This is a genomic window from Marvinbryantia sp. (assembly GCF_047017445.1).
GTDB lineage: Bacteria > Bacillota > Clostridia > Lachnospirales > Lachnospiraceae > Marvinbryantia.
Genome location: NZ_JBKXTT010000005.1, coordinates 1 through 19,700, shown reverse-complemented (window position 1 = coordinate 19,700; position 19,700 = coordinate 1). Strand labels below are relative to the sequence as shown.

General features: G+C 48.6%; 20 protein-coding genes and 1 pseudogene. 1 reads left to right on the top strand and 20 read right to left on the bottom strand.

Translation table 11 applies throughout. The annotated features are described in order from the left end of the window. Positions 1-61 precede the first annotated feature (61 nt). The 20 genes and pseudogenes from ACLU9Q_RS06835 to ACLU9Q_RS06740 form a co-directional block, all read right to left on the bottom strand. Positions 62-259 carry a (2Fe-2S)-binding protein gene (locus ACLU9Q_RS06835; protein ID WP_296906090.1) on the bottom strand — a complete coding sequence of 66 codons (198 nt, stop codon included), beginning with the start codon at positions 257-259 and terminating at the stop codon, positions 62-64. Positions 260-466: 207 nt separating this feature from the next. Then, positions 467-2,155, bottom strand: a complete 1,689-nt coding sequence (locus ACLU9Q_RS06830) for a CHAP domain-containing protein (protein ID WP_296835146.1) — start codon at positions 2,153-2,155, stop codon at positions 467-469. A 186-nt stretch (positions 2,156-2,341) separates the two neighbouring features. Beyond that, positions 2,342-2,713, bottom strand: a complete 372-nt coding sequence (locus ACLU9Q_RS06825) for a NusG domain II-containing protein (protein WP_296906087.1) — start codon at positions 2,711-2,713, stop codon at positions 2,342-2,344. A gap of 23 nt (positions 2,714-2,736) precedes the next feature. Then, positions 2,737-3,726 carry an FAD:protein FMN transferase gene (locus ACLU9Q_RS06820; protein WP_296835151.1) on the bottom strand — a complete coding sequence of 330 codons (990 nt, stop codon included), beginning with the start codon at positions 3,724-3,726 and terminating at the stop codon, positions 2,737-2,739. Positions 3,727-3,791: 65 nt separating this feature from the next. Next, positions 3,792-4,595, bottom strand: coding sequence for an RnfABCDGE type electron transport complex subunit B (locus tag ACLU9Q_RS06815; protein WP_296906083.1), 804 nt, complete (start codon positions 4,593-4,595; stop codon positions 3,792-3,794). A 12-nt stretch (positions 4,596-4,607) separates the two neighbouring features. Then, on the bottom strand, positions 4,608-5,183 hold the full coding sequence (gene rsxA / locus ACLU9Q_RS06810) for an electron transport complex subunit RsxA (protein WP_296838521.1): 576 nt from the start codon (positions 5,181-5,183) through the stop codon (positions 4,608-4,610). Positions 5,184-5,186: 3 nt separating this feature from the next. Next, positions 5,187-5,885 (bottom strand): electron transport complex subunit RsxE, encoded by a 699-nt coding sequence (gene rsxE, locus ACLU9Q_RS06805; protein ID WP_296838513.1) that lies wholly within the window; start codon positions 5,883-5,885, stop codon positions 5,187-5,189. A 13-nt stretch (positions 5,886-5,898) separates the two neighbouring features. After that, positions 5,899-6,483: an RnfABCDGE type electron transport complex subunit G gene (locus tag ACLU9Q_RS06800; RefSeq protein WP_412624933.1), complete on the bottom strand. Its 585-nt coding sequence runs from the start codon at positions 6,481-6,483 to the stop codon at positions 5,899-5,901. A 39-nt stretch (positions 6,484-6,522) separates the two neighbouring features. Further along, positions 6,523-7,458 (bottom strand): annotated as a pseudogene (locus ACLU9Q_RS06795) (RnfABCDGE type electron transport complex subunit D); the annotation flags it as partial. A gap of 11 nt (positions 7,459-7,469) precedes the next feature. Further along, positions 7,470-8,795: an electron transport complex subunit RsxC gene (gene rsxC / locus ACLU9Q_RS06790; RefSeq protein WP_296838501.1), complete on the bottom strand. Its 1,326-nt coding sequence runs from the start codon at positions 8,793-8,795 to the stop codon at positions 7,470-7,472. Between the two features lie 142 nt (positions 8,796-8,937). Further along, on the bottom strand, positions 8,938-9,459 hold the full coding sequence (locus tag ACLU9Q_RS06785) for a Gx transporter family protein (protein WP_296838497.1): 522 nt from the start codon (positions 9,457-9,459) through the stop codon (positions 8,938-8,940). 147 nt (positions 9,460-9,606) lie between these two features. Then, positions 9,607-9,849, bottom strand: coding sequence for a helix-turn-helix transcriptional regulator (locus ACLU9Q_RS06780; RefSeq protein ID WP_296838493.1), 243 nt, complete (start codon positions 9,847-9,849; stop codon positions 9,607-9,609). A gap of 305 nt (positions 9,850-10,154) precedes the next feature. Further along, complete coding sequence (locus ACLU9Q_RS06775) at positions 10,155-10,469, bottom strand: TfoX/Sxy family protein (protein WP_296838490.1); 315 nt, start codon at positions 10,467-10,469, stop codon at positions 10,155-10,157. 1 nt (position 10,470) lies between these two features. Further along, positions 10,471-11,223: an N-acetyltransferase gene (locus ACLU9Q_RS06770; protein ID WP_296838488.1), complete on the bottom strand. Its 753-nt coding sequence runs from the start codon at positions 11,221-11,223 to the stop codon at positions 10,471-10,473. 4 nt (positions 11,224-11,227) lie between these two features. Beyond that, entirely contained in the window at positions 11,228-11,914 is a 687-nt protein-coding gene (locus tag ACLU9Q_RS06765; protein ID WP_296838486.1) for a GyrI-like domain-containing protein, read from the bottom strand. 5 nt (positions 11,915-11,919) lie between these two features. Next, positions 11,920-12,171: a VOC family protein gene (locus ACLU9Q_RS06760; RefSeq protein ID WP_330490568.1), complete on the bottom strand. Its 252-nt coding sequence runs from the start codon at positions 12,169-12,171 to the stop codon at positions 11,920-11,922. A gap of 93 nt (positions 12,172-12,264) precedes the next feature. Further along, on the bottom strand, positions 12,265-13,176 hold the full coding sequence (locus tag ACLU9Q_RS06755) for a helix-turn-helix transcriptional regulator (protein WP_296838483.1): 912 nt from the start codon (positions 13,174-13,176) through the stop codon (positions 12,265-12,267). Positions 13,177-13,904: 728 nt separating this feature from the next. Then, positions 13,905-15,080 (bottom strand): NADP-dependent malic enzyme, encoded by a 1,176-nt coding sequence (locus ACLU9Q_RS06750; RefSeq protein ID WP_296838479.1) that lies wholly within the window; start codon positions 15,078-15,080, stop codon positions 13,905-13,907. A gap of 56 nt (positions 15,081-15,136) precedes the next feature. Continuing rightward, entirely contained in the window at positions 15,137-16,531 is a 1,395-nt protein-coding gene (locus ACLU9Q_RS06745) for a YfcC family protein (protein WP_296838475.1), read from the bottom strand. Positions 16,532-16,558: 27 nt separating this feature from the next. Continuing rightward, complete coding sequence (locus ACLU9Q_RS06740; RefSeq protein WP_296838472.1) at positions 16,559-18,295, bottom strand: PHB depolymerase family esterase; 1,737 nt, start codon at positions 18,293-18,295, stop codon at positions 16,559-16,561. Positions 18,296-18,414: 119 nt separating this feature from the next. Here ACLU9Q_RS06740 and ACLU9Q_RS06735 point away from each other — a divergent pair, with 119 nt between their 5' ends. Further along, positions 18,415-19,350, top strand: coding sequence for a LysR family transcriptional regulator (locus ACLU9Q_RS06735; protein ID WP_296906079.1), 936 nt, complete (start codon positions 18,415-18,417; stop codon positions 19,348-19,350). Positions 19,351-19,700: the final 350 nt, after the last annotated feature.

Here is a 19,700-nt window from a genome sequence, read left to right as displayed (position 1 = left end):
CCTCCTCATTTTACAGCATGTACTTCTGTCATTTCATTTTATCTCTTATGCACGGTCTAAATCACGCCATAATAATTTCAGAAATCGCATCTAAAATTTTATCATGGCATCCTCCGCAGCCCGTAGAGCAGTGTGTCACCTTCTGAACCTCATCAAACGCTTTAAGAGCATCCTCGAACCGGTTCATCTGATGCAATGCGTTCTCCACGTCAGCATAAGAAACCTGTTTACATTTACAAATCATCTCATTTGTTTTCATATCTAATCCTCCTTTCAATACACTCTGTTGACTTCTGCGTTTCTATATTATCATATATAAGCGCACAGTTTAAGTCCTTATTTTTATAATTTTCTATCCTGTTCAAAAGCCTCCCTGCTGTTCACTATAATAAAAACTCTATGTGGAAGATTGCTCAGCCACATAGAGTTTTTTCTGTTGCTTATATCTCGCTTTTTATGTCATCCCTCAGACTAAGTAAATATATCCTCGCAGACTTCTTCCGCCCGCCCAATTGTAAATACTCTGATACTTGAAGACGACATTTGATTTTGCCGTGTTCGGCATTGTGGTAGACTCTGTATAACCAGACTCTGATACATACGGAACACCGTTGATGATATTTTCTACCACCGCAATATGGGCATCTCCGGTTGACCCGTAATTGAAGATTGCCAGCGCGCCAATTTTCGGAGTAGTGCCATACTCAAATACGCCCTTTGCAACATTCTGATTGTAAATACCTACCGGATCTAGTCCGAAAATAGCCTGTACCTTCGCAATATTTCCGCCGGCCTTCGCCACAATCTCCATTGCGCGCCCGCATGCATACCAGGTACAGTTACCGAGTACATAAGTTTTTCCGTAATACGGCTTGCCCGTCGGTGCAAGACTGTTATACTTATAATAAATATTGTAGGTTGCATTATAATAGTACTTATTGGTTGCTGCCGGTCTGCCGGTCCGCGGCGTAAAGTTTGCCGGTATCGTCACCGCTCCGGTCGTATTTAAGTAATCTCCGGTATTGGTGTTAGTATTGCCGTTGCCCCCCGTCGAACCCGGAGTTGTATTGATCGCCGACTTCACGGTAACCGTACGATAGATCAGTGTGGCACTCTTTCCTGTAGCATCCGTCGCTGTCAGCTTGTACCTATAAGTACCTGCCGCCAGCCTGTTGAACAGCATCGCGTCATCCAGCTTGCTGTTCGCCACATTATAGGATGTGGTATTTGGAATTACCGTCTGTGTGTATACGATCTTATTGCTGCTGTTTATGATTGCAGCTGTAACACTGGTAAGCTTGTACGTTGAAGTAATTCTGCCGCCGATCGCATAAGATTTTCCCTGTGTAAGCGTAATATTAGCTGCCGGAACCGGATTTGTCACTTTGATCGTGCCCGTATTTGTATTTGTGTTCGTATTCGTATTTGCAGCCTTCACCGTAACGGTACGATAGATCAGCGTGGCACTTGTCCCCTGATTGTCCACTGCCGTAAGCTTGTACTTATAGGTGCCCGCCGCCAGCTTATTAAACAGCATCGCACTATCCAGCACGCTGTTTGCCACATTATAAGATGTCTTATTCGGTTTTACCGACTTGGTATAAACAGTTTTGCTGCTGCTGTTTATAATAGACGCAGTGACCTTCGAAAGCTTATATGTAGACTGCACCGTTCCGCCAATGGAATATCCGGCGCCCTTATTTATCGTAACATTTCCCGCAGGCTTCGGGTTTACCACCTTAATCTTTCCGGTTCCTGTGACTGTAAATTTCTTATTCACTACAATCGTTTTTCCGCTGGAAACCTCACAGCGTACTTTCAGATAATAAGAACCGACACTCAGCTTATTAAACTGGATATGCGGATCTGCCACCGCCAAATTAAAGGTTTTGCTCTTCGGTTTTCCAACATAGCGCTGATAACATTTTTTTCCGGCGAGATCATAGACCGTCACGCGGACTTCTTTGATTGTCTTATTACATTTAATCGTTCCCTTTAAGCTGAAATACCCGCCCTTTTTGATCGTAGTCGGCGTTTTAACACCGCTAAGCGTATACATTGTTTTTGTAGTAGCCGCCTTTGCCGATACCGGAAGCGCAAGCATTAATATCAGCATTCCAAATAAGATCCACAGCCATTTTCTTTTTTTCTGCATAACTCCTCCCCTTTTCCTATATGTAGTGATGCCACAGCCACGTCTGTCTATATTTTGTTAAATCTTTTTTACGTTTTGCAGTTTCCAGTATACTATATTTTTCCTGTGTTTGCAATAACTTTTCCCACTTTTTTAACATTTTTGTAACGACTAAAACGAAAGGTTGTATTTCCCGTGAGCATCCTCCTACCAGGCATACGCGTCCGTATCCTCTCCGGCCCCCTGCACCGTGATAATCAGCTCGTGCGGCAGGCAGGCGATAACCTCCCCGGTGCGGCTGATTTTTCCTTCATGGACGCAGATTTTGTCGGCACAGTCCGCCTCTGTCACAGAGACAGCGCCGTCCTCCACCACAATGCGGTTGTATCCCTGCTCGCTGTCGCCGAGCAAAAGCTCAGTATTTTTAGAGAGGGGCAGCCGCGCCTCCTCCATCCCGTGGGATTGGATGACCGCATAGCTGCCCTCTTTTTTCAGTAAGGTCTCCTGCACCAGAAGTCCCGCGAACGCCACAAAAATGACCAGCGCCGCAAAAATGATCGTATTTCTTTTTTTATGCATCGATTTCCTCTCATACCCACAAATTATTCCCGCAGCGCCTCATCCGTATACCGAACCTCGCCGTCTTTTAAGATAAAGATCGCCTCTGCGCCGTCCGTCCGGCGGATCAGCTCCTCCGCCTGCTCCGATCCGAGCGCCAGACAGGTCGTGCTGAGCGCATCCCCCGTCAGCGAGGAGTCGCAGATGATAGAGACGCCCTCGATGTCGCTCTCCGCCGGATAGCCGGTATCGGGATCAAGAATATGATGGTAGATCTTTCCATCCTGCTCAAAGTAACGCTCGTAAATTCCGGAGGATACCACGGTCTGATCCTCCACCTTCACGATCGACGCTGTCTCGCTGTAGCTCCCAAACGGCTTCTGAATGCCAATATTCCACTTGCTGCCATCCGGCTTGCTGCCGATCGCCAGCACATTTCCGCCAAGATTGATAAGCCCGCTGGCGACGCCCTCACCCGTCAGATATTCCTTGATCGCATCCGCCGCATAGCCCTTCACCAGCGCTCCCAGGTCGATCATGATGTCCGGACTGTCAAAAATCAGCGTGTTTCCGTCCACATGCACCCCTCCGGCATTCACCTGCGCCGCTGCCTGCGCGATCTGCTCTGCCTCTGGCACTGCCGCATCCTCGCTTTTAAAATCCCAGAGATCCGAGAGCGGAGCGATCGTGATATCAAATTTTCCGCCGGATTTTTCGTAATAATCCAGTCCGACAGAAACCAGCTCTGCGATGCCCTCCGACACCTCTACGACATCCTCTGTTCGGTGGTTCACCGCATACAGCTCGCTCTCGCTGTCTGTCCGGCTGAAAACGCGCTCAAACTGCGCGCACATATCCATGCAGTGCTGCATCAGCTCCTCACCATTTTCACCGGCATAAAAGCTGATCGTGATCACTGTGTCGAAATAAAGCATTGTCTGCTCAAATTCTTTCGGTTCCGGCTGCGCGCCGCACCCCGCAAGGAGGCACAGCGCGCCTGCCAGAACCGCTGTAAATCGTTTCTTATATCTCATATTTTAAATTCTCATACTAAGCTGCATCTGTGAAATCTTCCGATTCAGTTTCCGTTTCTTTGTTGTTACTCTCCTCTCTTACGGATAATCTTAGAGGGACACTTCTCGGCACATTTTCCGCATGCCTGACATTTTTCCTGATCGATGACCGCAACGTTGCCATTCATAGTGATCGCGCCGAACTCACACTGCTTCGTGCAGAGGCTGCATCCGATACATCCTGCCGAGCACGCCTCTTTAACCGCCTTGCCCTTATCCTGAGAATTGCACCGCACAACGTACTTCGCATCCGCCGGGATCATCACGATCAGACCGTTCGGGCAGGTCGCCGCGCATTTTCCACAGCCTACGCACTTTGAACTGTCCACCACGGCAATGCCGTTTACCACATGGATCGCGTCAAACTTACAGACCGTCACGCAGGAGCCAAAGCCCTTACAGCCCTTCACGCAGTGCTTTGCTCCCCGTCCCGGAACCACAGCTGCCGCACGGCAGTCCTTAATTCCAACGTAATTACATTTATCCAGCGCCGTGTCGCAGTCGCCGGAGCAGCGCACAAACGCTACCCTGCGCTTCACATCGGAAGCCTCCTCGCCGAGCAGTGCGCTGATCTTTGCAGCAACCGGAGCGCCGCCCACCGGACAGCCGTTCGCCGGCGCCTCACCCTTTGCAATTGCTGCCGCCAGACCGTCGCAGCCCGGAAATCCGCAGCCGCCGCAGTTGTTTCCCGGCAGCTCCGCCCGGATAGCGACCTCTTTTTCATCCACTTCCACTTTAAACTTTTCTCCGGCAGTTACCAGAAGGAAACCTACAAGGATACCCACCGCTCCGACAACCAGTGCCGCCAGAAGAATCGCTGTTATACTCATACCTTTTCCTCCTTAGATCAGCCCGGAAAACCCGTTGAAGGCGATCGCCATCAGCGCTGCGGTGAACAGCACGATCGGCATTCCCTTTAACGGTCCGATAATGTTATTATTTTCCATTCTCTCACGAATACCCGCCATAATAACGATTGCGATCGTGAAACCGACAGACGTGCCGATCCCGTTTACCACGCTGTGCGCAAAATCATATTCCTTCTGCACGTTCGTCAGCGCCACGCCGAGTACCGCACAGTTTGTCGTGATCAGCGGAAGGTACACGCCGAGCGCCTGGTAAAGCGCCGGGCTTGATTTTTTCAGGAACATCTCTACAAACTGCACCAGTCCCGCGATGACCAGAATGAACACGATTGTCTGCAGAAACTGCAGATCCAGCGGCGTCAGCACAAAATCATAGATCAGACTCGCCACTGCAGACGCGATGGTGATGACAAAGATAACCGCCACACCCATACTCGCCGCCGTCTTTACCTGCTTCGACACGCCAAGGAACGGGCACAGACCGTAAAACTGGCTGAGCACCACGTTATTTACCAGAGCCGCGCCGACCAATAATAAAACCATTTCTGACATACTCTACACCCCCTGGCTTTCCGCTTTCTGCTCTTCTTTTCTGTCTGAGCAGGCAGCCTTTCCGCAGCTGCAGCAGTCGCCCGCGCAGCCCTCCACCTTCTTGTTGCCGTTGTTCTGGATATTTAAGCCGTTCAGCACCGCGATCAGCGCGCCAAGCACGATAAACGCACCAGGAGCGGAGACGAAGATCGCTACCGGCTGATAACCCGAAGGCATGATATGCATTCCAAAGAATGTACCTGCGCCGATCAATTCACGGAAGATGCCGATCAGCGTCAGCGCGATCGTAAAGCCAAGTCCCATGCCGAGACCGTCGCACGCTGCCAGAAGCGGCGTCGATTTGGAAGCATACGCCTCCGCGCGCCCCAGGATGATGCAGTTTACCACGATCAGCGGAATGTAAAGCCCAAGCGCGCTGTACAGCGACGGAATATACGCCTTCAGCACCAGCTCCACCACCGTTACCAGCGACGCGATCACGACAATGTACCCCGGAATACGCACCTGATCCGGAATGACGTTTCTCAGAAGAGAAATGATCATATTCGACAGGATCAGAACCGCCATCGTAGAAAGACCCATACCGATGCCGTTGATCGCCGACGTCGTAACCGCCAGCGTCGGACACATACCGAGCACCAGGATAAAGGTCGGGTTTTCTTTAATAATACCATTTAATATACGCTCTTTGTATTGATTCATTCCCCACACCCCCTTACTGCGCCGCACTGTTTACAAGATACAGTGCAGCATTTACGGCATTTGTCACGGCCTTCGAGGTGATCGTCGCGCCGCTGAGCGCCTGGATCTGCGTATCGGACGTTGCCGCGTCCTTCGTCAGCTCAAACTGTTCTGCCGCATCGCCGACAAACTGATTGCGGAAGTCCTCCTCCGTCGCGCGCATACCAAGGCCTGCCGTCTCATTGATCGTTAAGAATTCCATACCGGTGACGGTTCCTTCGTTATCCAGGCCAAGGCTGATGGTGATATCTCCGCCAAAGCCCTCCTTGCTGGTAACGTTGACCACGCAGCCGATCTTATTTCCGCTTCCGTCCAGCGCAGCATAAACGCTGTCATAAGAAACGCTGCCGAACTGTCCGTCCGCCACGGTGCCGTCCTCCGCCGTCAAAGCAGCGACAGCCGCCTCCAGCGTCTCATCCATATCAAAGCTCTCCGCATCCGAACATACCGCCGCATAAGCCTCCGCCTGCGCCGCAAGCTCCGCCTTCTCGATCGGTCCCTTCGTGAGCTGATAGATGCCGCCAAGCGCCAGACCTGCTACCAGCGTGATGCCGCACAGCGTAAGCGCGGATTTATATGTAGCGAGCGAGAAGCCCTTCTTGCCCTCCAGAGCGCCGTTTGCGTAACCAAATGCCGTCGGCATCGTCACTTTCTCGATCAGCGGAACCAGAAGGTTGCAGATAATGATCGCATAGGAAACGCCCTCCGGCAGCGCGCCAAAGGTACGCAGAATTCCGGTCAGCACACCGAGCAGGATACCAAATACGATCTTTCCCTTTTTGGTGATCGGGCTTGTCACATAGTCGGTCGCCATGAAGAATGCACCGAGCATCAGACCGCCGCTGCAGAGCTGCGCGAGCACAAAGCCGATGCCGCTGCCAGAGCCGAAGATCAGCTCAAAAACCGCAAAGGATACCAGATAGCATACCGGGATCTCCCAGGTAATGATCTTTTTCACCAGCAGATAAATACCGCCGATCAGAATTGCCAGCGTGGAAACCTCACCGATGCAGCCGCCGGTAAAGCCCAGGAAAAGCTGCGCCAGATCCACCTGCTCCCCTGCTGCGAGCGAAGCCAGCGGGGTCGCCCCGGAAACACCATCCACCGCGTAATCGCTCATGATCCCCGTAAAGGAAATGAGCAGGAAGCAGCGCGCACCGAGCGCCGGGTTCATAAAGTTCTGTCCGATGCCGCCGAAAAACTGCTTAACAAAAATGACGGCAAAAATACTTCCAAGCGCCGGGATCCACAGGGGAACCGTCGGCGGAAGATTCATTCCGAGCAAAAGACCGGTCACAAGCGCGCTCCCGTCCAGGACAGTCACTTTCTGATGCGCGAGCTTCTGAAACACATATTCTGAAAGCAGCGCAAATACGATAGACACTGCCATTACCGCCAGGGAGTAAAGTCCGAAGCGGTAAACACCGAATGCCGCAGCAGGAAGCAGGGCAAGTGCGACATCATACATAATACTTTTGGTGGAATCATCTCCCCTTACATGGGGCGACGATGACACATTTAAAAAGCCGTTCACAACAATCCCTCCTATCCTTTCTTTCTTCTCTCCGCCATCACTGCCTGGCGCATCTGACGGAATGCCTGTGTCAGCGGTCTTCTTGCCGGACAGGCAAACGTACAGCTTCCGCATTCGCAGCACTCCATGCCGTTTAGCGCAGTGAACGCCGCCGTATCATATTTCTGCGCCGCCTCGATCAGCTTCTGCGGAACAATGTTCGACGGACACACCTGCACGCAGCGTCCGCAGCGGATACATGCCGTCTCCTCGAAGCGCTCCACATCATCCTGCATCAGACAGGTGAGCGCAGAGGAGGTCTTGACGATCGGCACATCCAGCGACGGGATCGACATTCCCATCATCGGACCGCCGGCAATCACCTTTTTCACGCCCTCCTTCAGCCCGCCGGAAGCCTCCGCAAGCTCCGCAAAGCAGGTGCCGATCTTGACATTATAGTTTTTCGGCTCATTGATGCCGGTTCCTGTTACAGTAACAATTCTGCGCATCAGCGGCGTTTTTTCGCACACTGCCATATGAATCGCGATCACCGTATCCACATTATCCACGATACAGCCGGCATCCGCCGGAAGCTTTGTAGAATTAATTTTTCTTCCGGTCACCGCATAGATCAGATTTCGCTCTGCGCCCTGCGGATACTTCGTTTTCAGCGGAACCACCTCGATCCGCGGCTCATTTTTCACAAGCTCCTGCAGATTGTGGATGCCCGTCGGCTTATTTGCCTCGACAGCGATCACGCCCTTCGCATTATCAAAAAGCTGCAGCATCACCTTGAGCCCGCTGACGATCTGCTCCGGATTTTCAATCATCATGCGGTAATCGCTCGTCAGATACGGCTCGCACTCCGCGCCGTTCACAATGATGTGGTCGATCGCGTCCGGATTCTTCGGCATCAGCTTTACGTGCGTCGGAAATCCGGCACCGCCAAGCCCGACGATGCCCGCCTCTTTCACAGCGTCCAGGATCTCCTGCTTTGACATCTTCGTATAATCGCGGTACTGCCCAAGTCCCTCAATCGGCGTATAATTGCCGTCGTTCTCGATTACGATCGCATCCACTTTCGCACCGGAAACCGTGATGCGCGGCTCGATCGCCTTCACCGTACCGGAAACGGAGCTGACAATGTTTGCGGACACAAATCCGCCGGCTTCTGCGATGAGCTGCCCCATCAAAACCGTGTCTTTTTTCCTGACTACCGGCTTTGCAGGCGCCCCGATATGCTGCGAAAGCGGAAATACCAGCTCGCCCTTGGGCAGATACGTCTGAACCGGTTTGTCTTTTGTAAACCGTTTTCCGTCATCCGGATGGACTCCTCCCTTAAAAGTAGCTAATTTCATACTCTCTTCTCCTTTTTCTAAAGTACATGTCATTATGTATATATAGTAATCTTTTTAAAGGCATTTTTCAACAAGAAACTTTTATGTTTCTTTCAAAAAACACAAAAATCCCCCTGTATCCGGAGGATTTTTTGTTAATTTTTTACCAAACTTTCCGGGGAAGCCGCTTCAGGACCTGCACGCCCAGCAGACCGATAAAGGCCCCCATGACCGTTCCTGCCAGAAGCAGCACAGGCAGATATGCGAATACCGCCGCATTTTCCAGCACAAGCGCCGCAACGATCAGCTGTCCGATGTTGTGAAAAATCCCGCCAGCAATACTGACGCCTGTTCTGCCAAACCACTCCTTCTTTTTGCAGAGCCACATTACCAGAAAGCTCAGGGTTCCGCCCGCGAAGCTATAAAGCATCGCAAACTCATTTCCAAATGTCATGCCGACCAGCAGGATACGCACCATAGAAATTACAAAGGCATCTGCCGGGCGCATCATGTACAGCGCCGCAAAAACTACCAGATTCGCAAGTCCCGGCTTCACACCCGGGACCCCCATCGGGATGGGGATCAATGTCTCAATATAACTGAAAATCATGGCAAGCGCCACCAGCACGCCGTACATCGCCGCGCGCTCCGCTGTCGTCTGTTTTCGCTGTCCGTCCTTCTTCATTGCATCCCTTCCGTTTACTGTCATTTTGTCTTTTTTTGTCGCAAAAAGCCGAATCCCTGCGGAAACGGCTTTCCGATACCCTATAAATTTACCACAAAAGACTGTCACGGTAAAGCAAAACAATCTGGAATCAGTATATTCCCGTGCTTACACGGAATCATGCTCAATTCCCCGAAAATCATCCGTGTCAAAAAACTCGATCAGCGTTATCCCAAATCCGTCACAAATCTTCATGAGCGTATAGACGCCCGGATTTTTCGTGCTTCCATCAATAATATGCATCAAAGTTGTGATCGGCACCGCTGATTTATACGCCAGCCAATAATACGACATATCCAGATTCCAGCACAGCTCCTTGATTCTCTTCCCAATTAATCCCTCTTTTATCATCCCACATTTTTCCTCTAACCTTGTACTACAGTTTATTTTATCTCTTTTGATTTGCAAACTACTTCCAAATATGGGCATAATTTCAATGATTTTCCAAATTAAGAAAAATGTGACTGCAATTATACGTTTCTGATTATATATACGAAGAAGAATGTCGGTTTGTGACGAAAAAACCACAACATTATGAAAAACCTTATTTTTCGTCTGCTTTGCTCTCTGTCTCCTCTATTTCCTTCCCTATCCTCTCTAAGTTTTGTTCTGACTCCATACATTTCTGGTATGAGTTGACGGCATTTTCCTGTTTTTTATTTCTTCTTTTTCTTATCCGGCAGTTCTTTCCACATGCTCTCAACCAGTTTGCATAAAAACTCCCGATCATCCACATCATCAACCAGAATCATCTCTTTCGCTCCCTCATACGGAAGCTCCATTTCAGCGTCCGGCATCAGTTTCATCGCCGCCGGGACGGACTTTACCAGAAGTCTGTCATCGTATACTCCTCCAAAAACCCGACCGTGATAATAAAGTATATACTCACCCATCATTGCCCGACTGCTGATTTCATCCAACCCTGATAATTGCTCTACGACAAAATCCAGATACTCTTTTGTTGATGCCATATCATTTCCTCCCATCGATAAGCTTTCGGAACTTCTTATCATTCATCTGCTCATTCGTGATATACTCCCCGTCACAGAACAGCGAATATGTCGTGATCGGAGTCGGTGCATTCTGAGCATCCTCTCTGCTCCTGATCTTTACAGCCTTGAAGGATATCCCGTCTTTCTCAGCCACCTCTTCCAAAACCGGCACATACTTCGCATTAAACGGACACTGATTCGTATAGTAAAGAACATAACCATCTTCCTCTATATGAGGATGCTTTGCACATTCTTTGAACGAAGGAGTCCCTGCTCCCTTTTCAAACGGCAGATACCATAATTGGATTCCGTTATCGGCCTCATCACAGACCTCAAAGCCTTTGTACTTTAAGAACTTCGGATCTGCCAGAAACGGCTTCTTCTTTGCAGCCGCAAGTACACAAAGCCCCTTCTTGCCCTTCTCCTTACTGTCCTTAATACATTCTGAAAGCAGATCACCTGCATATCCATGCCCCTTGAAAGAACCCGATACCCACAGACAGTCAATATACATATACCCCGGAGCATGGATGGGATTCCACGCATTCTCCGCAGGAATATATTCGATAAAGCACTTCCCGCGTTCAACGCTCTTAAGAAATACAAGTCCTTCATCAAACCTGTCTGCAAGCCAGGCCTTCTTTGATACTACCTGCACATCCTTATTGTTTGAAATGGCACAGCAGATATGCTCCTTTTCCAGATTTTCTTTCGTAACTCTGATATATTCCATACATTCAGATCCTCCTTATCGGATGTCTTACCACAGTCTTCCGTTTCTCCGGTGCAACCTTACGCGCATCACTCAGATAAATCTCATGATGAAACCGTTGGTCGGTGATATCAAGAACATACCCCTGTTCTTCCATAAAATGATGCATCGTCTCTACTGTGGCAGGCTCATCATCATACGGCCCGATATGCATGCATTGTACGCACAGTCCTTCATCGTAGGTAAAAAACTCAACCTTTGAAAAATCCTGTTTCTTCTTTGCCGTCGCTTCTCTAACTGCCCAATCGAAATCTTCCTTTGTGACAAAGTCCGGCAATCGAATGACGGAAATCCACTGAAAAGCATCCTTATGCGCATAATCAATGCCGACTGCTCCATCCTGCCTGCCAGCCCGGTCGGTTCGCACCATGGCATCCACCGGATGCCGCTCATCCTGCCACCAGAATCCCTCTAAGGGCGGCACCACATAATCAAAATATCCGTTAATCTGGTGGTCACCCTTTTTGCTCATCTTTATTGTAAAAGCAATCGCATACAACAAACCTATAGCCTGCTTGTATGCGCCATCTTCATCATTAGGATTTCCTCTGCCCCTTACCGCAATGTAATTCATTTTCGGGATAGTCACAATGGAAGGCGTGCCCTTCGGCATGTAAAACTCTTTGTATTCTTTCTTATAATCAAACGCCATGATCATTATTCCTCCGTCAGATCCTTCTCTTCATAAGGCTTATTCCACGAACCGATCTCGATCAGATTTCCTTCCGGATCCGCGATATAGCAGGTTCTCTGTCCCCACGGTTCAAGCACCGGCGGAAGAATCGATGCGGCACCGTTTTCCATAGCTTTTTTATACGCCTCATCAACCTCACCAAATGTATCGACATACAATGCTATTTCAAAATGACCGTTCAGACCATTGATATATTTATATCTTTGGCCTGTCATCTTCTCAAAATCTTTCCTGCCATATAATAGAAACAGCGTTCCATCTTTGCAATATCGTCAACAAATAATCCAAAACCGTCTAATCTCATTATGCTAATCCTCCATATATATTTTTAGTGTCTGCTCCGCATTCCTGCGGATGATATCCCGCGCCTCGATCGGCTCCAGCACTTCAGCCTTCGCTCCGAAGGTCATAAGCCATGTCACAAGGTTATCCATATCCGTATAATCCGCCGTAAAGAGCAGCTTCCCATCATCCGCTTCCGTAAAGCAATGCGGTCCAAACTCTTCAACCAGCCGCCATTTCATATCCGGTGAAAAAAGCGCCTTTACCTTTATACCGCCCGGAAATATCTTCTCATTCGACAGATTCGGCATAGGTGCATTCCGACAGACAAAATCTTTCTCCGTTTCAGCAACTCTGTCCATGCGGTTCAGCTTAAATAGCCTGTAATCTTCCCGTGCTTCACACCAGCCCCACACATACCAGCTCGCCCATTTGAAAACCAAATAATAGGGCTCAATCGTTCTGCTGCTTTCTCCGGATGGTGCATAATACCTAAATTCCAAAAGACGCCTGTTCTCTATCGCACTCTGAATCACCTCGATCTTTGGAGCAAGCGACCCCTTATACCAGGAAGACAGATCAATCAGCATGGAATCCCTGCCGCTTATGAATTCCGACGATCCTGTCTGAAGCTTCTCCATCAGCTGTCCGTAGTATCGGCTTCCGCTCACGCTATCCAGACTCCGGAGCCCGGCAAGGATCATCTGCATGTCCTTTGATGTCAGAATTGTCCTGTCCATGCAGTATCCATCCATAATGCTGATTCCTCCGCCGGCACCCTGAACAGTCTTTATAGGAATCCCGGCCTTACACAGATCTTCAATATCACGGTTTATCGTTCTCCGCGATACTTCAAACCTTTCTGCCAGCTCAGGAGCTGTTGTCTTCTCTTCCTGCAGTAAGATCGACAATATTCCTATCAGCCTGTCTATCTTCATAATCTCTCACGCTCCGTTCATATCATAGCAAACTCAACACGACAACAGTATGTCATGTTTATTATATCATTTCAAAAAAATATCCGAAACAAAAAATAACGTTCAGCAGAGAAATCCATCTTCACTGACCGCTATCCTTAAATTCTCTTCATAAAACTCAAACTCGCCCATCCGGTCCTGCTCTTCAGACTTCCACATCCGTCCTTAGAAACCTGTCCGGATTTCACTTCCATAATCATATAAATCCCAACCGGGCAAAACTGCTGCACTCTGTCATAGCTCGTCCGTAACCGATGAATAACGCATCGTCTACACCAAATAAGAGGTAATTTTTTAGCCGAACACCCCCTGATTTTTACGCTATTCCAAGTTTCATCTATACCCATTTTAGAATACAGCTTTTTAGTATGGGATATCACACAATCCAAACCACAAGGCGGATTTTCACCTGCAGTATCGTATTTATGATTTCCTCCCCGTTTTTTCCGATATAATTCCAGCATTTCCGCTGTCCGGGGCCAAAAAGCGCAGCATTTTTATCAAGTTTAATGTTTTTCCCTGCAAAATACACCTACAGGATCTGCCGCCGGCAGCTCCCTTCGGATGCATGGCAACGAAAAATGCCGCCGGGCGCCAAACACACCCGGCGGCAAGGCTTATCCTGAATATTTATTTTTCTATCACCGCTGCACAGAAGATGAGAGATCCCGTCTTCTTCTCTTTTTCAATTATACCAGTCTCGCAACGTTGCTTTTTCGCGCCGCTTCCGCCACTGCCGCGGCAACGGCATCCCTTACTCTCGGATCAAATGCCTTTGGCAAAATATAATCCGCACACAGTTCTTCCTCGCTGACCAATCCGGCGATCGCATAAGCCGCAGCAATTTTCATTTCCTCATTTATGTCGGAAGCCCGTACATCCAGCGCACCGCGGAAAATCCCCGGAAAACACAGCACGTTATTTACCTGATTGGGATAGTCGGATCTTCCCGTGGATACTACGGCTGCTCCGGCCGCTTTTGCAGCTTCGGGGAAAATTTCCGGCGTGGGATTGGCACATGCAAATATGATCGGGTCTTTTGCCATGGAACGTACCATCTCCTCCGTCAACGTGCCGGGAGCTGAAACTCCGATAAATACATCCGCTCCCTTTATTACTTCTTTCAGACTGCCCTTCTCCTGATTTACATTTGTGATTTCCGCCATTTCCTGTTTGATCGCATTCAGATTGTCTCTTCCTTTATAGATAGCGCCTGTGCGGTCCGTCATAATCACATTCTTTAATCCCATTGAAATTAACAGCTTTATAATAGCGATCCCCGCTGCCCCTGCACCCGAAGTTACAATCTTCACCTCATCCAGTTTCTTCCCCACAAGCTTTAATGCATTAATCATCCCGGCAAGCGTAATGACAGCCGTCCCGTGCTGGTCATCATGGAAAATCGGAATATCGCAGCACTCCTTTAACCGGCGTTCAATTTCAAAGCAGCGGGGTGCAGAGATATCCTCCAGGTTTACGCCGCCAAAGCTTCCCGCCAAAAGCCGCACAGTTTCCACAATCTGATCCACGTTTTTACTGCGCACACAGAGGGGAATCGCATCCACATCTCCAAATGCCTTAAATAAAACACATTTCCCTTCCATCACCGGCATTCCAGCCTCCGGTCCGATATCGCCCAGGCCCAGGACAGCCGTACCGTCGGTCACCACCGCAACCGTATTCCACCTTCTGGTCAGCTCAAAGCTCTTGCTGATGTCCTTCTGAATCTGCAGGCAGGGCTCCGCCACACCCGGAGTATAAGCCAGACTGAGTGCCTCTTTCGTATCTACTGCCACTCTGGCGGTAATCTCAATTTTCCCTCTCAAATCATAATGCATTTTCAAGGATTCTTTTGCATAATCCATATTTTTTTCTTCCTCTCTCTGAATATTTTCTGCTGATTTTCCGCGTCGGTCCGTCCTTAAAAAGGTCCGTATCCGATCGCCACGCCAATTATGACAAAAATGCCTCCTGCCAGCACGCTCATCAAAATCCATTTCCACACAAATTTAATCCAGCGATCCAGAGAAATCCCGGCAAACCCGATGCTTGCCATCAAAGTTCCCGACAGCGGTGTAATAACATTTGTGATAGCATCTCCAAAATTGAACGTCTGTACGATAGACTGCTGGGAAACCTGAAGGACATCCCCCATACCGGAAAAAATCGGGATTACCGTTGTCGCCTGTCCCGAAGAGGAACAGATAACAAAATTAATCAGCAGGTTACAGATATACATTCCAATCGCAGATACAAAGCTGGAGCTATTGACAAACAGGCTGCTCAGTGCATGTACAATCGTATGCAGGATATTCCCATCAGTCAAAATAATATTAATACCTGTTGCAAATCCTATGATAACGCAAACACCGATTACGGATTTTGCTCCATTTATAAAGTGCTTTGCCATATCATTCGGAGACATGCCGGAGATCAATCCACAGGCGGTCGCCGTCAGCATAAACACGACCGGTATCTGATCGGACGTGCTCCATCCATGCGTGGCACCATAAACTACTATGACAAACCCGATCAAAAACGCTGCCAGAGTACAGACCTTGCGGATTGTCAGCTCTGCCGTTTCCTTTTCTTCAACCTGCTGCTTAATTCCGGATACTCCATAAAGAATGCTTGCTTTCGGATCCGCCTGCACCTTTCTGGTATACCGGATCAGGAAAACAGATGTAAATGCCCAAAATACGACTGTAGCTGCCACTCGAAGCTGCCATCCGGAAAATTGCGGCAGACCAACCAGCCCCTGCGCCACTGCAGTGGATGAGGAACAAAAAGCGCCTCCCGCCAGACCGCAGGTCATTCCCAGCAGCGCAAGCGACACACCGATCATGGCGTCACCGCCCAGATTATATCCCAGAAGCAGCGCAAGCGGAACAAACGCGATGATCGGCGTATTGATCCCCATGGCACCGAGGATAGAAAAACATCCCAGCAAAATCGGTATGATCAGATACAGGTTATTTTTATATTTTGCAGCCAGCTTTCCAATTGTTGCATCAAATACCTGCGTCGCATTAATCACTTCCATTGACGCAGCGATCATAAGAACCATTACAATAATGCTAACCTGCTTTGAAAAGCCCTGCGGCAGAGCCAGAAGAGCATTCCAGGGCGATACCGGCGTCTGCTCGATATACGAAAATGAATTGGCATCGATCGCCGTTCTTCCATTCACTTCTATGCTCTCATACTGTCCCGCCGGGATCAGATAAGTTGCGATCATAGCCAGAAAGGCAATTATCAGAATAATAATCAACTGGTGCGGTACTGCAAATTTTTTGTTCTTTTTCTCTTTACTCATGTTTTTTCCCCCATTTAAGCGAATGCGCTATATTAAAACTTTCTCACCGCGGTAACATAAATTTCCATCCTCATCCTTTGCAAACTGTGAAAAAAATTGATCGTATGTAATCCAACTCTCTTCCGGATAGTTCGCATGTGCCATATCACTGACAATACCTACCGTTAAAAGCGGTATTCCCTGGCTGTTCGGGTAGCTGTACCATGTGATAGGCCACGTCGTCCAGGTCTGGACATGGTTTTTATCCAAATGATACCGTTCTATTTTTTCAACGATGTCTTTCCGCAATTCCGGTATTAATGAAAACGGAAATTCTTCGTCCTCTGTTTCTGCCGTGCAAAAACGATCCTTATTCCCACAGATAAACAGGGTGGGAACCACGTCCTCTGTTTTTTCATATGTGCCGTGGACCTTTCTGGGATGATACATTCCGGACCAGCTTCCGCATGCCGCAAATAAATCGCCCGCGCTGCCGCAAAGTACATCCGTCATAATTCCGCCGCTGCTCTGACCGCAGGCATAGATCCGTTTCCGGTCAACCGGCAGTCTTTTTGCCACCTCTTCTACCAGAGACCGGATAAATGCCACATCGTTCACCGGCCTGCCTTCATAACTTCCATTCCAGTAAAGTACGTTTTTTAATCCGTCCGGCTTTTGCTGATGAATCCCTGCCTGCGGAAATACCACAAGAAAGCGCCTTGCCTCCGCCACTACAGACATCGCACTAATATCAAAAAAGCTTTCCGCCGTTCCGCCTCTTCCATGCATCACAACAACAAGCGGCCATTTCTGATCTGCAGTACAGCTCTCAGGCACATACTCATACCAGAGACGGTTCATTCCCTCAAATACCCGCTCCTGTAATACGGCTCCGCAGGCAAGCGGCTCCCTGTAATATCTGAGGTTCTTTCTTGTAAAACTCCGGTGCCTTCTCGCCATCCCTATGTAATTCCACACTTTTTCCAGACGCCCGAGGGTTACTTCTCCCGCATCCAGCGTAACTCTGACCTGGGCGATCTGCTCCTCATTCACCTCACTGAACCTCTTTACCGGCGACGGCATCCAGATCAGATCCGCCCCCTGCCCTTTCAGCGGATCATCCGTCACATGATTCTGCTCCTTCCAGTAATCAACCGCTTGCAGATTAAAACCATCCTCCAGATCGGCAAACGTCATCCAGACAGGCACCTGGCATTTTGCGGCCTCAATGCGAAGTTCCGTACCATTCTGTTCTGCATTTTCCGCCGTACACTCACTGGATTCCCTTAAATTCACTCCGATTGTTCCAAAGCTGAACAGACCGCTCCACTCGCTCGCCATTTTCTGCACCGCCTGATGTGCGATCGCAGCCCCGTCCCCGATTCCGCAGGCATAAATATTATCCTGCATCGTCACATAATAATTTCTGGACTGCACCTCCGTATACACAGCGTTCATGTAATCCGCATCACTTCCGTCATCCTTCCAGCCGGAAGGATCCGCCTTCAGTAAAAAGAGAAACAGCCTTTTATCATCCGCCAGCTTTTTCAGTCCGGATTCTTCCATATATTCTGCCAGATCCACACCTGCTGGCGGAGCTACGATCAGACATGGCTGGCAATATTCCAGCTTTTCCGGAATATACGTCAGAAAGCTCCTGCTCTCACCATTTACTGCTGCGGTTTCCTCAAAACAGCCCTGCATCAGAGTTTGGTTCGGATGCGCAAAATCAATTGGAATGTCAGCCATTTTTTGTGGAAATTTCCGCATTACTGGTTTTTCCATACACAACCTCCTGTTTATTAATTATAGTTTTATCTTGTATTTCCATAATAAACTGTTGAAAGTATAAATACAATTATATATAATTTATTTAACATTAATTGAATTTATAGGAGTGCGTTATGGAAGCGGAAATGAAATACATCTATACTATTTATAAAAAAGGAAGTTTTGCAAAAGCGGCCGAAGCCCTTTACATTACCCAGCCCGCTCTGAGCATATCTGTCCAGAAAGCGGAAGCACGCATCGGAATGCCGATTTTTGACCGCAATCAAAAGCCGCTGCGGCTTACTGCCGCCGGCGAAATATATATTGAAAAAATTAAGGAAATCCTACAGATTGAAAAAGAATTGCAGACGAGAATTCAGGATTTATCCGACCTCACTACCGGCAGTATCAAGATAGGTGCTTCAAGCTATATTTTTTCATATATTCTGCCTCCGGTTTTATTGGAGTATCAAAAACGATACCCCGGTGTCCAGCTGGATGTTCTCGAATCCGGCGCTTATGAGCTCAAAGAGATGCTGCTCAAAAAAGAAATAGACCTTACCTTTGCCAGTCGTCCGGCAAAAGAACCCAATTTCAAAAATAAATTTGTTTTTCAGGATGAACTTGTTTTAGCTGTGCCCATCTCCTTTCCGGTAAATCAAGGCCTGGCTTCCTACGCAATGACCAGCAAAGAGCTTCTTGATTCCGCCAACCTTTCTTCTCCGGCCATAGATATGCGGTCATTTGCTGACACTCCGTTTGTACTGCTGAAATCCAGCTATGATCTGCGCCACAGAGCCGACCAATTTTTTGAAGCGGCAGGTATTTCACCGGACATTCGGATGGAAGCATCCCAGATGGCTACTTTATATGCACTGGCAGAAGCCGGGATCGGTGCAACCTTTATCAGCAACCGCATTATTAACAAGCCCTCTTCACAGGTGTTATTTTATCGGATAGACCACCCCGAAGCAATCCGTGAAATGAGCATCGTGACAAACAGGCATTGTTATATTTCTCAGACAGTCGAAAAATTTATAAAGCTGTTTATCGAATACTATCAGAAATAACCTGCTTCTCCCGCTGCCTCTTCTCACAGATGCGGAAGATTTCTGCGGTATCTGCGCAGTTTTTCTTTCCCCCACAGTGTTTATGACTTGCACCTGTTGGAAACGTGCGCCGCTAGGCGCACCGCAAAAAAGCCGCTTACTCTTAACAATCAATTAAGAATAAGCGGCTTCGTAATCTGCCCTGTTGTATGAGCTGATTTTTCAGCTCCACAAGGCTATGTAATAACAGGTTTCTTGGCTATCCACATATAGATGGTTGATCTTTTCTCTCATAAACGCCACCGTCCTTTTTTCTTTCATTGTACCAAGCCGCTAGCGCGGCGGCTAGCCCTAAGTACGTAAAACCACCA

Coding starts and splice junctions, on each gene's coding strand:
- ACLU9Q_RS06835 (WP_296906090.1), bottom strand. CDS start 259: ATGAAAACAAATGAGATGATTTGTAAATGTAAACAGGTTTCTTATGCT.
- ACLU9Q_RS06830 (WP_296835146.1), bottom strand. CDS start 2,155: ATGCAGAAAAAAAGAAAATGGCTGTGGATCTTATTTGGAATGCTGATA.
- ACLU9Q_RS06825 (WP_296906087.1), bottom strand. CDS start 2,713: ATGCATAAAAAAAGAAATACGATCATTTTTGCGGCGCTGGTCATTTTT.
- ACLU9Q_RS06820 (WP_296835151.1), bottom strand. CDS start 3,726: ATGAGATATAAGAAACGATTTACAGCGGTTCTGGCAGGCGCGCTGTGC.
- ACLU9Q_RS06815 (WP_296906083.1), bottom strand. CDS start 4,595: ATGAGTATAACAGCGATTCTTCTGGCGGCACTGGTTGTCGGAGCGGTG.
- rsxA (WP_296838521.1), bottom strand. CDS start 5,183: ATGTCAGAAATGGTTTTATTATTGGTCGGCGCGGCTCTGGTAAATAAC.
- rsxE (WP_296838513.1), bottom strand. CDS start 5,885: ATGAATCAATACAAAGAGCGTATATTAAATGGTATTATTAAAGAAAAC.
- rsxC (WP_296838501.1), bottom strand. CDS start 8,795: ATGAAATTAGCTACTTTTAAGGGAGGAGTCCATCCGGATGACGGAAAA.
- ACLU9Q_RS06785 (WP_296838497.1), bottom strand. CDS start 9,459: ATGAAGAAGGACGGACAGCGAAAACAGACGACAGCGGAGCGCGCGGCG.
- ACLU9Q_RS06780 (WP_296838493.1), bottom strand. CDS start 9,849: ATGATAAAAGAGGGATTAATTGGGAAGAGAATCAAGGAGCTGTGCTGG.
- ACLU9Q_RS06775 (WP_296838490.1), bottom strand. CDS start 10,469: ATGGCATCAACAAAAGAGTATCTGGATTTTGTCGTAGAGCAATTATCA.
- ACLU9Q_RS06770 (WP_296838488.1), bottom strand. CDS start 11,223: ATGGAATATATCAGAGTTACGAAAGAAAATCTGGAAAAGGAGCATATC.
- ACLU9Q_RS06765 (WP_296838486.1), bottom strand. CDS start 11,914: ATGGCGTTTGATTATAAGAAAGAATACAAAGAGTTTTACATGCCGAAG.
- ACLU9Q_RS06760 (WP_330490568.1), bottom strand. CDS start 12,171: ATGACAGGCCAAAGATATAAATATATCAATGGTCTGAACGGTCATTTT.
- ACLU9Q_RS06755 (WP_296838483.1), bottom strand. CDS start 13,176: ATGAAGATAGACAGGCTGATAGGAATATTGTCGATCTTACTGCAGGAA.
- ACLU9Q_RS06750 (WP_296838479.1), bottom strand. CDS start 15,080: ATGGATTATGCAAAAGAATCCTTGAAAATGCATTATGATTTGAGAGGG.
- ACLU9Q_RS06745 (WP_296838475.1), bottom strand. CDS start 16,531: ATGAGTAAAGAGAAAAAGAACAAAAAATTTGCAGTACCGCACCAGTTG.
- ACLU9Q_RS06740 (WP_296838472.1), bottom strand. CDS start 18,295: ATGGAAAAACCAGTAATGCGGAAATTTCCACAAAAAATGGCTGACATT.
- ACLU9Q_RS06735 (WP_296906079.1), top strand. CDS start 18,415: ATGGAAGCGGAAATGAAATACATCTATACTATTTATAAAAAAGGAAGT.